Source organism: Clostridium sp. BIOML-A1, assembly GCF_009874105.1.
Classification (GTDB): domain Bacteria; phylum Bacillota; class Clostridia; order Lachnospirales; family Lachnospiraceae; genus Coprococcus.
Window position 1 is genome coordinate 1 of record NZ_WWTL01000021.1, and the last position, 13,530, is coordinate 13,530.

Genomic DNA, 13,530 nt, shown 5'->3' on the forward strand with positions numbered 1-13,530 from the left:
GTGACTAAAATATAACACAAAAGAAGTATCTCTGCTTTTTTTATATTCAGTTGTAACACATGTATTGTAATCCTACAAAACGTATAAAATCCATGAATTGCCATGTTGACAAGCATTAGTAATGTTGCTATAATGAACCAGAAATGTAACATTTTCGTAACAAATGTTTGGCAACATGGCATTTGTATGGGAGGTAATAAAATGTCGAAGACAACCAGAAGAATTTCAGTTGCAGTTATGACCGTAAGTCTGGCAGCAACGACAGCATTTGGTGTGATAAAAGCAAACAGTGTTTATGATGATTCCAATATCGGTATCTCGTCCGTTCTTGATCGTTATGTAGAATCTGTTCAGTTGGATACAACAGAGGATACAATATCTGCGAAGACAGAAGAACAGACAACGACAGAGACAGCTGATAAGAAGAATAGCAAGAAGACAACAAAAAAGGATAAAACAGTATCTGCACAGGCGGAAGAAGTGACATGTAAGTATCCGCAGTTTCAGGATCGTTGCCTTACAACAGTTTCCGATTCTGTAAATATCAGAGCAACCGCAAGTGAAGATGGTGAGCTGGTTGGAACACTTGCAGCAAACGGAATTGCTCTTGTAAAAGAAAAAGGTGATACATGGACGAAAATCGCATCCGGTAACTGCGAGGGATACATAAAGAATGATTATCTGGTGTTCGGTGATGATGCAGGAGCATATGCGGAAGAACATTGCAGCAAGCTTGCTACCATAACAACAGAGACCTTGAATGTTCGTGAGCAGGCAGATGGTGACAGTGATTGCGTAACCCAGATTCCCGGCGGACAGACATATGAAGTGTTAAGTCAGTCAGACGGATGGACACAGCTCCAGATCGATGACAGTGTAAGCGGATATGTAAGTTCCGATTACGTTGAGATATCCTACAATACGGTAAAGGCTGTAACAGTAGAGGAAGCAGAAGCTGCAAGAATAGCAGCAGAGGAAGAAGCAAAGAGAAAACAGGAAGAAGCAGAGGCAGAGAGACAGAGACAGCAGCAGGCAGCTCAGAACAGCAGCTCAGGTGACGGTCAGTCATCAGACAACGGCAGCAGTTCAAGCTCACAGACGACAGAGGCTCCTTCGACAGAAGCACCTGCGACGGAAGCTCCTACAACAGAGGCTCCATCTACTCCGGATCCTGTACCATCCAGTGGATCGACCGGTGTTGATCTTGCAAATTATGCATTACAGTTTGTCGGTAACCCTTATGTATATGGTGGTACAAGCCTTACAAACGGTGCTGACTGTTCAGGATTTACATTATCAGTATATGCACACTTTGGAATTTCACTTCCACATTCCGCAACAGCTCAGTCTTATTACGGAACAGAAGTAAGTCTTTCAGAACTGGAACCGGGTGACCTGTTGTTCTATGGTTCAGAAGGAGATATCGGACATGTGGCGATCTACACAGGTGGCGGCATGGTAGTACATGCAAGTACAGAAGCAACCGGTATCAAGACATCGGTATATAACTACAGAACACCTGTTAAGGCAGTCAGACTGCTTGGACAATAAAGGACTATAGAAATAGAAGAAAAGCCGGTATATAGTGAGAGGATATGTTGTTCCTCCCGATATGTACCGGCTTTTCTTTTTTTATTTTTATCGAAAGGGGTCTTTACAGCTAAAGATATATTTTCATACAGAAAAAAGATACAGATGCATTTGTGTAGTTTTCATAAATTATATAAATTAATTGTTAATTTGACTAAAAAACAGAAAGAAGACGCCTTCCTTTTGTTTAAAATGACTTGAAAAAATGATGGTTTATGCTATAATAAGACTATCAATTCGGGAATCCCCGAAAAAGAAGGAGTTGGGCAACATGAATTACATAATTAGTGGAAAAAATATCGATGTTACTGAAGGCTTAAAGAATGCAGTATATGACAAGCTGTCCAAGCTTGAGAAATATTTCGCAGAAGATGCTGTTGCACAGGTTACATTTAGTGTAGAGAAAGACAGACAGAAGATAGAAGTTACGATTCCTATGAAAGGACATATCATTCGTGCAGAACAGGTAAGTGATGATATGTATGTATCGATCGATCTTGTGCTGGAAGTGATTGAGAGACAGGTGAACAGGCATAAGAAGAAGCTGATCGACAAGGAGCAGAATGCAGCATATCTCCAGAATTCATTTGTAGAAGAAGAAACAGATGAAGATGACGAGATCAAGATCGTAAGATGCAAGAAATTTGCAGTAAAGCCTATGTATCCGGAAGATGCATGCATCCAGATGGATCTGCTTGGACATAATTTCTATGTATTCAGAAACGCTGAGACAGAAGAAGTAAATGTTGTCTATAAGAGAAAGGGTAACACATACGGATTGATCGAACCGGAATTTTAATCTCAACCTGCCACACAGGAAGCTTACAGAAGCAGATCCGAAAGGATCGGCAGATGTGTAGCTGCAGAGATTTATGGATAAAGAGAAGGGTCGCCAGAATATCAACGCTGGCGGCTCTTTTTTGCGTGAAAAGTTATCGGGTTTTAGCGTTATTTCATAATGCTTTACCAAAGCTTTTCAGATTCATTCTTGATATAAATTTCATATGATGGTATTATGTACCCTGAGTAACAAGATTTGGATACGAAACCAAGAAAACAGTTAGGAGAATAATAGAATGGGATTATTTGAAAAAGTATTTGGCACACATAGTGAGAAAGAACTGAAGAAGATCGCTCCTATTGTGGACAAGATAGAAGCACTTGATTCTGATATGCAGGCATTGTCCGATGAGGAATTAAGAGCAAAGACAACAGAGTTCAAAGATAGACTTGCAAATGGAGAAACTCTTGATGATCTGTTGGTAGAAGCATTTGCAGTTGTAAGAGAGGCTGCATACAGAGTGCTTGGCATCAAGCATTACAGAGTACAGTTGATCGGTGGTGTTGTATTACATCAGGGACGTATCGCCGAGATGAAAACCGGTGAAGGTAAGACACTTGTATCTACACTTCCTGTATACTTAAACGCACTGGAGGGCAAGGGTGTTCAGGTCGTAACAGTTAACGATTACCTGGCAAAGCGTGATGCGGAATGGATGGGTAAGGTTCATGAGTTTCTTGGACTTACAGTTGGTATTATTTTGAATTCATCTACAAATGATGAAAGACGTGACGCATATGCATGCGACATCACTTATGTAACAAATAACGAACTCGGTTTCGATTACTTAAGAGATAACATGGTTATCTATAAAGAAAAGCTTGTGTTAAGAGGACTTCATTATTGCGTAATCGATGAGGTCGACTCAGTATTGATCGATGAGGCGAGAACCCCTCTGATCATTTCAGGACAGAGTGGTAAATCAACAGAGCTTTATAAAATGTGCGATTACCTTGCAAGACGTATGAAGCGTGGTGAAGGTGATGGCGAGATATCCAAGATGGATATGCTGATGAATACAGCGATCGAGGAAGACGGAGATTTTCTTGTAAATGAAAAAGACAAATACGTTATGCTGACAGCAAACGGTGTAAAGGAAGTAGAGCAGTTCTTCCATATTGAGAACCTGTCCGATCCTGAGAATATCGAGATCCAGCATAACATTATTCTTGCACTTCGTGCACATAACCTGATGTTCCGTGACCGTGATTACGTTGTAAAGGATGATGAGGTTCTGATCGTTGATGAATTTACAGGACGTATCATGCCGGGCCGTCGTTTCTCAGATGGACTGCATCAGGCGATCGAGGCAAAGGAAAATGTAAAGGTTAAGAGAGAATCCAAGACACTTGCTACGATCACATTCCAGAACTTCTTCAATATGTTTGAGAAGAAAGCGGGTATGACAGGTACAGCAAGTACAGAGGAAGAAGAATTCAGAGAGATCTACGGCATGGATGTTGTAGAGATCCCGACCAACCTTCCTGTACAGAGAATTGACCGTCCGGATTCTATCTTCAAGACAAAGAAAGAGAAATTAAACGCTATTGTTGAGCAGATCAATGAGAGTTACAGAAAAGGACAGCCTGTTTTGGTTGGTACGATCAATATTGATGCATCTGAGGAACTCAGCCATATGCTCAGCAAGAAAAAGATTCCACATAAGGTATTAAATGCAAAGTTCCATGAGCTTGAGGCAGAGATCGTTGCAGAAGCAGGTCAGAAGAATGCAGTTACGATCGCAACGAACATGGCTGGTCGTGGTACGGATATTAAGCTTGGCGAGGGCGTTGCTGAACTTGGCGGACTTCGTATCATTGGTACAGAACGTCATGAGTCCAGACGAATCGATAATCAGCTCCGTGGACGTTCCGGTCGTCAGGGAGATCCGGGTGAATCCAAATTCTACCTGTCTCTGGAAGATGATCTGATGAGATTATTTGGTTCCGAACGTGTTATGAGCCTTTATGATACATTGAAGATTCCGGAGGGCGAGGAGATTCAGCATAAGACGATTTCGAACTTCGTAGAAAAGGCGCAGAAGAAGATTGAAAGTAACAACTTTGCGATCAGAAAGAATCTGTTAGAGTATGATCGTGTAAATAACGAACAGAGAGAGATCATTTATAAGGAGCGTCGGAGAGTCTTAGATGGTGAAGATATGCATGAAGTTATCCTGAAGATGCTCAAGGATGATATCGGTGCATGTGTGGATATCGTATGCTCATCAGAAGCGGCACCGGAAGAATGGAATATTGTAGAGCTTGACAATATGATCCGTGAGATCATTCCATTTACAGAACCAATCGCACTTACTGAGCATGAGATTAAAAAGGGTGACACAGAAGAACTCAAAGAGAGATTGTATAATGAGGCTGTGGAACTCTACCATGAGAAAGAAAAAGAATTCCCAAGTCCGGAAGATATGCGTGAGATCGAGCGTATTATCCTTCTGAAGGTAATTGATAGAAAATGGACTGACCATATCGACGATATGGAACAGTTAAAGCAGGGTATCGGGCTTCAGTCGCTGGGTCAGAGAGATCCTGTTGTAGAATACAAGTTTGCCGGTTATGACATGTTCAATGAGATGACAAGAGCAATTCAGGAGGATACAGTAAAACTGCTTCTCCGTGTTAAGGTTGAACAGAAGGTTGAACGTGAAGAAGTAAATAAGGTTACAGGAACAAACAAGGATGATACTGTATCCAGAGGACCTGTAAAGAAAGCAAAAAAAATCGGAAGAAATGATTTGTGTCCATGCGGCAGCGGTAAGAAATATAAGAACTGCTGCGGACGGAACGAATAGAAATAATGTGTTGCAGCTGCAACCGATAAAGTAGGTGAGAAATTAATGATAGAGACAGACCAGTTTAAGTTCACACTGAATCAGTACAGACAACCATTAATGGAAGTAAGGGATTCACTTTGACATCGCTGGCAGAAAAGACAGCATAGGAAAATTACAATATGAGATGGAACAGCCGGGCTTCTGGGATGATGTAGCAAAGTCAACCAGTGTTTCCAGGCAGTTAAAGGAGCTGCAGGATTCGCTGGAGGAATATCAGAAGTTGGAACAGGATTTTTCGGATATCGAAACCCTGATTCAGATGGCGGAAGAAGAGGGCGATTCCTCTATGATAGAGGAGATCGGTGAGATGCTGACTGCATTTCAGAAGGAATTCGAAAATTACAGGATCAGCCTTCTGCTGTCGGGTGAGTTTGATGGTTATGATGCCGTTATGACACTTCATGCAGGAGCCGGTGGAACAGAGTCCTGTGATTGGACATCGATGTTATACAGAATGTATACCAGATGGGCGGAGAAACATGGTTTTAAGGTGGAAGTACTTGACTATCTGGAAGGTGATGAGGCTGGCATCAAGTCGGTTACGATCCAGATCAGCGGGCAGAATGCATACGGATATTTGAAATCAGAAAAAGGCGTACATCGTCTGGTTCGTATTTCACCGTTCAATGCAGCAGGCAAGCGACAGACTTCATTTGCTTCCTGCGATGTGATACCGGAGATAGAGGAAGATCTGGAAGTGGATATCAATGAAGATGATCTCCGAATCGATACTTACAGATCGAGCGGAGCCGGTGGACAGCACATCAATAAGACATCATCGGCGGTTCGTATCACGCACATTCCGACCGGTATCGTAGTACAATGCCAGAATGAGCGTTCACAGCATATGAATAAGGACAAGGCTATGCAGATGCTGAAGTCTAAGTTGTATCTGATCAAGAAACAGGAGAACCTGGATAAGATTTCGGACATTCGAGGTGAGATATTGGAGAATGGATTCGGAAGCCAGATCCGGTCTTATGTTATGCAGCCGTATACGATGGTGAAGGATCACCGGACAGGCGAAGAAAGCGGAAATGTTGCCGCAGTTTTAGATGGAGAACTCGACGGATTTATGAATGCATATTTAAAATGGTGCAGCCGGAGTGAGTAGTAATATACAAAAAAGAATGCAAAAGGAGAGACATCCACATGGTAAATATAGCAGTGTTAGGTTATGGTACAGTTGGTTCAGGTGTGGTTGAGGTTATCAATACAAACCATGAGATCATCAATAAGAGAGCAGGAGAAGAGATTAACATCAAGTATGTTCTTGATCTGAGAGATTTCCCGGGAGATCCTGTACAGCAGATACTGACACATGACTTCAATGACATCTTAAACGATGATGAAGTAAAGGTTGTTGTTGAAGTAATGGGAGGAATCAATCCTGCCTATACATTTGTAAAACAGTGCCTTGCAGCAGGCAAGAGTGTAGCAACATCCAATAAGGAACTGGTAGCTTCTCACGGACCGGAATTACTTGCGATCGCAAAAGAGAACAATGTGAATTTCTTATTTGAGGCATCTGTTGGCGGTGGTATTCCGATCATCCGTCCATTAAATACCTCTATCACAGCAGATGAAGTAACAGAGATCACAGGTATCTTAAACGGAACAACAAATTATATCCTGACCAAGATGGATCAGGAAGGTGCATCTTATGATGAAGTGCTGAAGCAGGCACAGGATCTGGGATATGCAGAAAGAAATCCGGAAGCAGACGTAGAAGGTGGAGATGCGTGTAGAAAGATCGCTATCCTGACTTCTATCGTATATGGAAAGCATCTGGATTACACTAAGATCCATACAGAAGGAATCACAAAGATTTCAACAGAAGATTTCAAATATGCAGATGCACTTGGCGTATCGATCAAATTAGTAGGTACGACTAAAAAGGAAGGAGATACCTTATACTCCTTCGTTGCACCTATGATGCTGGATGAGAACCATCCATTATCCGGTATCCATGATGTATTCAATGGCATATTTGTACATGGAAATGTTGTAGATGATATCATGTTCTATGGAAGAGGAGCTGGAAAGCTTCCAACAGCATCCGCCGTTGTATCCGATGTTGTAGACGAAGTAAAACATATGGGTAAGAATATTATGGCAAGCTGGGATGCAGAACCGCTTCCAATCGGTGATTTCAGAGATGCGGTTAATCGTTTCTTTGTGCGTGTGAGTGCGGATTCTATTACCAAAGAAGAGGTTCAGAAATTATTTGGTGATGTGACATATGTAACAGCAGAAGGCATAGATGGAGAACTTGCATTTATAACTTCGGCCATGACTGAGGGCAGTTTTGCTGATGCTATAGCTAAAATAGATAAAATTTACAGCATAATCAGAGTAGCATTTTAGAGAAAAAAGTTGTATAACCTAAGATGACTGTTGAAAAATGTGTTATCTGCATATGGAAATAACGAGATACTCAGATAGAAAGAAAAGGAGGACACCGATGAAAAGAGCCGATTACATTAGCTGGGATCAGTATTTTATGGGAATTGCACTGCTGTCGGCAGAGAGAAGTAAAGACCCGTCAACTCAGGTTGGCGCATGTATCGTAGACGATAATAATCGTATTCTGTCGGAAGGGTATAATGGTATGCCTGCCGGATGCGAAGATGACATCATGCCATGGGGAAAGATCGGTGATCCATTGAACAATAAATATTTCTTTGTATGCCATGCGGAATTGAATGCCATCCTGAATTACAGAGGCGGCAGTTTAAAAGATGCAAGACTTTATTCAACCTTATTCCCTTGTAATGAATGTGCGAAAGCGATCATTCAGTGCGGAATAAAGGAGGTTATCTATCTGTCGGATAAATATGCAAGTACTGACAGTACAATGGCATCGAAGAGAATGTTTGATATGGCCGGGGTTGCTTATCGACCATACGAAGTAAAAGGAAAGAAGATTACGATAGATTTATGATGATTGTAAAGGAAAGTAACAGCAGAGAAGACACATACAGAATCGGGCGGGAGCTTGGCGAACAGGCTACTCCGGGGCAGGTTTTCTGTTTCTTTGGAGACTTGGGTGTCGGAAAGACGATATTTTCGCAGGGATTTGCCAAAGGCCTAGGTGTCGATGATATTGTGAACAGTCCAACATTTACGATTGTAAAGGAGTATGATGATGGAAGACTTCCACTATATCATTTTGATGTCTATCGAATCGGAGATGTAGATGAGATGGAAGAAATTGGCTATGATGAGATGGTATATGGTAATGGCGTATGTCTGATCGAATGGGCAAATCTGATCGAAGAGATTCTTCCGGAACATTATCAGAAGATAACGATTGAAAAAGACCTTGAAAAAGGGGTAGATTATAGAAAGATAACGATAGAAGAGGTTTAAAACTATGAAGATCCTTGCTCTGGACAGCTCAGGGCTGGTTGCATCCGTTGCCTTATTAGAAAATGACAATCTGGTTGCAGAATTTACGGTAAATAATAAAAAGACACATTCACAAACCTTGCTTCCGATGCTGGATGAGGTTGTAAAAGCAGCAGGCATTGAGCTTGATACAGTAGATGCCATAGCAATCGCAGCAGGACCCGGTTCATTTACAGGACTGCGGATCGGAGCGGCGACAGTAAAAGGCTTGTCGCTTGCACTTGATAAGCCGATCATACCTGTACCGACATTGGAAGGGCTTGCATATAATTTTTGGGGAAGTGACAGACTTATCTGCCCGATCATGGATGCCAGAAGGAATCAGGTCTATACCGGATTGTACAGATTTGATAAATCAGGCAATCTGGTTACAGAGATGGAGCAGATACCGATGGATGTGAATGAATTGATCAATCTGCTTCTTGAAAAAGATGAAGAAGTGCAGTTTACAGGTGATGGCATACAGGTGTATGGATCTCTGATCCTGTCAAAGATGAAACATGCGTGTCTGGCACCGGCACATCTGAACAAACAGAGAGCCGGATCAGTCGCATATGCCGGAGCTTGCCGGTATGCACATGAACAGTATATAAATGGAGACGATTTTGCTCCTGAATATCTGAGAATGTCTCAGGCAGAAAGAGAAAGAAAAGAGAAAGGTGAAGGAAATGAGTAATAGCGTCAGTGATGGCGGGGCGGCGGGGCCCTATTTAGACAACATTGAGATAAGAGAAGGCGATGAGGAGCAGTTGCTTGATATTGTTTCTCTGGGAGAAAAAGTATTTATGAGTTCCTGGAATGAGCAGATGGTTGCTACATCCATGTATGGAACATATGATACTGTACTTACAGCAGTTGACACAACGAAGGATGACAAGGTGGTTGGTTATTGTATTTTTACCGCACCATGCGAGGATTGTGAACTGCTTCGAATTGCTGTTGATAAAGATTACAGGAAATGCGGAATCGGACACAGACTGATGAAGGAAATGATTCGTATGTGTGTAGAAGACGATGGAGAAAAGATTTTCTTAGAGGTTCGTGAGTCTAATGATGCAGCAATATCAATGTATGAATCGCTAGGCTTTGATGAGATTTCCAGAAGGAAAGATTATTATAAAAAACCAACAGAAGATGCTGTTATTATGGAACTGAAGTGTTCACATTCATAATATATAGATGACAGGAATTCCCACTACAAAAGATGTGCCTTTTTTATTATAATCGACAATAGGAAAGATACAGAGACCGCCGGGCAATCGGAGGATCAGGAGGAGATCATGATAGAAGTAATACGTTGTAATATGTGTGGGAAAGAATTGTCAGTCAGAAATGACATTTTGATGGAAGATGCAATTATAATTTCAAAAAAGTGGGGCTACTTCTCAAAAAAAGATGGAGAAACCCACAGGATCTGTATATGTGAAGACTGCTATGATCGATTGTCAGGCAGCTTTGCAGTACCGGTACAGAGAGAAGAAACGGCAGAATATATGTAGAACCAGAGAGTCATTTGTATATAGAATGACTCTTTTTTCCTTACGGGAAAAGCGGTTTACAGACAGAGCGGAGATAGAAGTTGGAGGATAGAATATGTTAGATGTATGTTTGCTTGGTACAGGCGGAATGATGCCACTTCCGTACAGAGCGTTGACATCCATGATGATACGATACAATGGCAGCTCTATATTAGTTGATTGTGGTGAAGGAACGCAGGTAGCAGTCAAACAGCAGGGGTGGAGTTTTAAACCGATCGATGTGATCTTGTTCACGCATTTTCATGCAGATCATATCAGCGGACTGCCGGGATTGCTTCTGACGATCGGAAACGCAGAGCGAAAGGACCCGGTTCTGATGGTCGGTCCGAAACGGCTGGAGCGAGTAGTGAATTCTCTACGTGTGATCGCACCGGAGCTTCCGTTTGAGATTCAGTTCAAAGAACTGACAGAAGAGGAAGAAGAATTTGAGATATGTGGATTGCGGGCAAATGCATATCGAGTAAACCATAATGTTACCTGTTATGGATATTCATTTGAACTTGACCGTGCCGGTAAATTTGATGTGGAACGTGCGCGTGCGCAGGAGGTTCCGATGCAGATCTGGAATACATTGCAGAAGGGCATGACGATAGAAGTGGACGGCAGGCTCTATACACCGGATATGGTTATGGGACCGGACCGGAAAGGACTTAAGGTCACATATTGTACAGATACTCGTCCGACACCACTTATTACAAAACATGCGGCAGGCTCAGACTTGTTTATCTGCGAAGGTATGTATGGGGAGCCGGATAAATATGAAAAAGCAGTCTCCCACAGGCATATGACGATGTATGAGGCGGCAGAGATTGCGAAAGAGGCAGAAGTAAAACGGATGTGGCTGACACATTACAGTCCGTCGCTGATCAAACCGATGCAGTATATAGATGAAGTAAGAAAGATATTTCCGGCTGCGGTTGCAGGAAAAGATCGGATGGAGACAACGTTAAAGTTTGAAGAATGAAACATGCGGTAAACAGGAAAAAGAGGAAGATGAAAATGGAGAAAAAAGATATAAAGATTCTGGCAATCGAATCATCTTGCGATGAGACTTCGGCAGCTGTTGTTGTGAATGGCAGAGAAGTATTATCAAATATTATATATTCACAGATCGACATTCACACACTGTATGGTGGCGTTGTTCCTGAGATAGCGTCAAGAAAGCATATCGAGAAGGTGAATCAGGTAATAAAGAGCGCACTGAAGGAAGCAGATTGTACACTGGATGATATAGATGCGATCGCAGTAACATATGGTCCGGGACTGGTCGGAGCACTATTGGTCGGAGTAGGAGTGGCAAAGGCAATCAGTTATGCAAAGAATATTCCGTTAGTAGGAGTTCATCATATAGAAGGGCATATTGCCGCTAATTTTATAGAAGATAAGACATTGGAACCACCATTTATGTGTCTGGTTGTATCCGGCGGACATACCCATTTGGTAAAGGTGACAGACTATGGACAGTTTGAGATCCTTGGTGTGACCAGAGATGATGCGGCAGGTGAAGCATTTGACAAAGTAGCAAGAGCTATCGGGCTTGGATATCCTGGTGGACCAAAGGTGGATAAGCTTGCAAAAGAGGGAAATCCGGATGCAATCGAATTCCCTAGAGCAAAGATTTCCGATTCCGCATATGATTTCAGCTTCAGTGGTCTGAAGTCAGCAGTTTTGAATTATATCAATCAGAAAGAAATGAAGAATGAGGAGATCAACCGCGCAGATGTAGCGGCATCCTTCCAGAAAGCAGTAACGGATGTGCTGACAGAACATACCATCTATGCAGCCAAGAAATATGACATGGATAAAGTTGCGCTGGCAGGTGGAGTTGCGTCCAATTCGGCACTTCGTGCATCAATGGAAGCGGCATGTGAAAAAGCAGGAATTCGGTTATATTATCCTGCGCCGATCCTTTGTACCGATAATGCAGCGATGATCGGAGCGGCCGGTTATTATGAATTTATAAAAGGAACCAGACACGGACTGGATCTGAATGCAGTTCCAAATCTGAAATTAGGCGAGCGGTAGAAGGATACGGTAAGAAGTGAATGTAGATCACTCTGCTGCATTGTAAGCGTTTGTAAATATCTGGTGAAAGAATACAATTTAGAAACAAATAGTAAAGGCAAAAAAGATAAAAGGATAGAAGAGAAAACATGAAGACAACGGCGATTATACTTGCGGCAGGAAAAGGCAGCCGAATGCACAGCAAAATTGAAAAACAGTTCATGGAGCTTGGAGGCTATCCTGTAATTTATTATGCATTAAAAACCTTTGAAGAAAGTCCTGTGGATGCCATCATTCTTGTAACAGGAAAAAACAGCGTGGAATATTGCAGACATGAGATCGTGGAGAAATATCATTTTACAAAGGTTGTATCTGTAGTAGAAGGCGGCGAGAACCGGTATGATTCCGTATATAATGGTTTGCGAGCCTGCTCGGAGACAGATTATGTTATGATTCATGACGGTGCGAGACCATTTGTGACACAGGACATGATCGTAAGATCAATCCGGACACTGGCAGAGTATAAAGCATGTACAGTCGGCATGCCCGTAAAGGATACGATCAAGATTGTGAATGAAAATCAGATCGGAATGGCGACACCTGCAAGAGAGTGTCTGTGGCAGATCCAGACCCCGCAGAGCTTTGATTACAAATGCCTGATGAAGTGTTATCAGAAGATGATGAAGAAACGGGTAGATGGAGCATTGCCGGTAACGGACGATACAATGGTAGTAGAGGAATACGGCGAGATTCGGGTGAAAGTGATCGAGGGCAGCTATACAAATATAAAGATTACGACGCCGGAGGATATGCGCATCGGACAGGAATTTCTACAAAAGCAGGCGTAGAAAAGCACCTGAAAAAGCCGGCTGCAAAAAAATGAAAATATTTGAAAAAATGTGTTGACATAGAAAAACAGAAGTGCTAATATATACAAGTCGCCGGTCAAAAGGAGACTTAAACAACTGGATGGAGAGATATCGAAGTGGTCATAACGAGGCGGTCTTGAAAACCGTTTGTCCGAAAGGGCGCGAGGGTTCGAATCCCTCTCTCTCCGCTGACTTTTCAATAAACAAAGATGGAAAGTTCAAGCGCTTGATACTAGGAGAAGTACCCAAGCGGTTGAAGGGGCTCCCCTGGAAAGGGAGTAGGCCGTTAATAGCGGCGCGAGGGTTCAAATCCCTCCTTCTCCGTTAAGTTTTACTGGTACAGGCGAAAAACAAAGAACCTTGAAAAATTAACAACATGACAACCCTGAAATTCCAAATAAAGAATTTCAAAAAGAACGTAACAGA

The 13,530-nt window shown here is 42.3% G+C and carries 13 protein-coding genes and 2 tRNA genes; all 15 read left to right on the forward strand.

Annotated features, from left to right (window positions below):
- Positions 1 to 201 precede the first annotated feature (201 nt).
- The 15 genes from GT641_RS12630 to GT641_RS12700 all read left to right on the forward strand — a co-directional run bounded on the left by GT641_RS12630 (position 202) and on the right by GT641_RS12700 (position 13,428).
- Complete coding sequence (locus tag GT641_RS12630; RefSeq protein WP_161117728.1) at positions 202 to 1,551, forward strand: C40 family peptidase; 1,350 nt, start codon at positions 202 to 204, stop codon at positions 1,549 to 1,551.
- 310 nt (positions 1,552 to 1,861) lie between these two features.
- Positions 1,862 to 2,389 carry a ribosome-associated translation inhibitor RaiA gene (gene raiA, locus GT641_RS12635; RefSeq protein ID WP_119963495.1) on the forward strand — a complete coding sequence of 176 codons (528 nt, stop codon included), beginning with the start codon at positions 1,862 to 1,864 and terminating at the stop codon, positions 2,387 to 2,389.
- A 277-nt stretch (positions 2,390 to 2,666) separates the two neighbouring features.
- Positions 2,667 to 5,240, forward strand: a complete 2,574-nt coding sequence (gene secA, locus GT641_RS12640) for a preprotein translocase subunit SecA (protein WP_008400263.1) — start codon at positions 2,667 to 2,669, stop codon at positions 5,238 to 5,240.
- A gap of 45 nt (positions 5,241 to 5,285) precedes the next feature.
- A protein-coding gene (gene prfB / locus GT641_RS12645; protein ID WP_161117729.1) for a peptide chain release factor 2 occupies positions 5,286 to 6,396 on the forward strand; the annotation gives its coding sequence in 2 pieces (ribosomal slippage) (positions 5,286 to 5,360 and positions 5,362 to 6,396; 1,110 coding nt in all).
- A gap of 38 nt (positions 6,397 to 6,434) precedes the next feature.
- Entirely contained in the window at positions 6,435 to 7,649 is a 1,215-nt protein-coding gene (locus tag GT641_RS12650) for a homoserine dehydrogenase (RefSeq protein WP_008400261.1), read from the forward strand.
- A 97-nt stretch (positions 7,650 to 7,746) separates the two neighbouring features.
- A complete protein-coding gene (locus tag GT641_RS12655; protein WP_044944606.1) occupies positions 7,747 to 8,226 on the forward strand; it encodes a dCMP deaminase family protein in 480 nt (159 codons plus the stop codon).
- Positions 8,223 to 8,654 (forward strand): tRNA (adenosine(37)-N6)-threonylcarbamoyltransferase complex ATPase subunit type 1 TsaE, encoded by a 432-nt coding sequence (gene tsaE, locus GT641_RS12660; protein WP_192919858.1) that lies wholly within the window; start codon positions 8,223 to 8,225, stop codon positions 8,652 to 8,654. Before GT641_RS12655 ends, tsaE begins: the two co-directional genes overlap by 4 nt.
- Positions 8,655 to 8,658: 4 nt before the next feature.
- Positions 8,659 to 9,369 (forward strand): tRNA (adenosine(37)-N6)-threonylcarbamoyltransferase complex dimerization subunit type 1 TsaB, encoded by a 711-nt coding sequence (gene tsaB / locus GT641_RS12665; protein ID WP_119963498.1) that lies wholly within the window; start codon positions 8,659 to 8,661, stop codon positions 9,367 to 9,369.
- Positions 9,362 to 9,865, forward strand: a complete 504-nt coding sequence (rimI, locus tag GT641_RS12670) for a ribosomal protein S18-alanine N-acetyltransferase (RefSeq protein WP_008400257.1) — start codon at positions 9,362 to 9,364, stop codon at positions 9,863 to 9,865. The genes tsaB and rimI overlap by 8 nt, the downstream gene beginning before the upstream one ends.
- Positions 9,866 to 9,973: 108 nt before the next feature.
- On the forward strand, positions 9,974 to 10,192 hold the full coding sequence (locus GT641_RS12675; RefSeq protein ID WP_008400256.1) for a hypothetical protein: 219 nt from the start codon (positions 9,974 to 9,976) through the stop codon (positions 10,190 to 10,192).
- Positions 10,193 to 10,286: 94 nt separating this feature from the next.
- On the forward strand, positions 10,287 to 11,195 hold the full coding sequence (locus GT641_RS12680) for a ribonuclease Z (protein WP_008400255.1): 909 nt from the start codon (positions 10,287 to 10,289) through the stop codon (positions 11,193 to 11,195).
- Positions 11,196 to 11,224: 29 nt separating this feature from the next.
- Positions 11,225 to 12,256, forward strand: coding sequence for a tRNA (adenosine(37)-N6)-threonylcarbamoyltransferase complex transferase subunit TsaD (tsaD, locus tag GT641_RS12685; protein ID WP_044944772.1), 1,032 nt, complete (start codon positions 11,225 to 11,227; stop codon positions 12,254 to 12,256).
- A gap of 128 nt (positions 12,257 to 12,384) precedes the next feature.
- Positions 12,385 to 13,083 carry a 2-C-methyl-D-erythritol 4-phosphate cytidylyltransferase gene (gene ispD, locus GT641_RS12690; RefSeq protein WP_008400253.1) on the forward strand — a complete coding sequence of 233 codons (699 nt, stop codon included), beginning with the start codon at positions 12,385 to 12,387 and terminating at the stop codon, positions 13,081 to 13,083.
- A gap of 123 nt (positions 13,084 to 13,206) precedes the next feature.
- Positions 13,207 to 13,292 (forward strand) — tRNA-Ser (locus tag GT641_RS12695).
- Between the two features lie 47 nt (positions 13,293 to 13,339).
- Positions 13,340 to 13,428: transfer RNA gene (locus GT641_RS12700), tRNA-Ser, on the forward strand.
- The last annotated feature ends 102 nt before the right edge of the window (positions 13,429 to 13,530 follow it).

Excerpts from the sequence above, each read along its gene's own strand:
- GT641_RS12630 (WP_161117728.1), top strand. The coding sequence starts at position 202 with ATGTCGAAGACAACCAGAAGAATTTCAGTTGCAGTTATGACCGTAAGT.
- raiA (WP_119963495.1), top strand. The coding sequence starts at position 1,862 with ATGAATTACATAATTAGTGGAAAAAATATCGATGTTACTGAAGGCTTA.
- secA (WP_008400263.1), top strand. The coding sequence starts at position 2,667 with ATGGGATTATTTGAAAAAGTATTTGGCACACATAGTGAGAAAGAACTG.
- GT641_RS12650 (WP_008400261.1), top strand. The coding sequence starts at position 6,435 with ATGGTAAATATAGCAGTGTTAGGTTATGGTACAGTTGGTTCAGGTGTG.
- GT641_RS12655 (WP_044944606.1), top strand. The coding sequence starts at position 7,747 with ATGAAAAGAGCCGATTACATTAGCTGGGATCAGTATTTTATGGGAATT.
- tsaE (WP_192919858.1), top strand. The coding sequence starts at position 8,223 with ATGATGATTGTAAAGGAAAGTAACAGCAGAGAAGACACATACAGAATC.
- tsaB (WP_119963498.1), top strand. The coding sequence starts at position 8,659 with ATGAAGATCCTTGCTCTGGACAGCTCAGGGCTGGTTGCATCCGTTGCC.
- rimI (WP_008400257.1), top strand. The coding sequence starts at position 9,362 with ATGAGTAATAGCGTCAGTGATGGCGGGGCGGCGGGGCCCTATTTAGAC.
- GT641_RS12675 (WP_008400256.1), top strand. The coding sequence starts at position 9,974 with ATGATAGAAGTAATACGTTGTAATATGTGTGGGAAAGAATTGTCAGTC.
- GT641_RS12680 (WP_008400255.1), top strand. The coding sequence starts at position 10,287 with ATGTTAGATGTATGTTTGCTTGGTACAGGCGGAATGATGCCACTTCCG.
- tsaD (WP_044944772.1), top strand. The coding sequence starts at position 11,225 with ATGAAAATGGAGAAAAAAGATATAAAGATTCTGGCAATCGAATCATCT.
- ispD (WP_008400253.1), top strand. The coding sequence starts at position 12,385 with ATGAAGACAACGGCGATTATACTTGCGGCAGGAAAAGGCAGCCGAATG.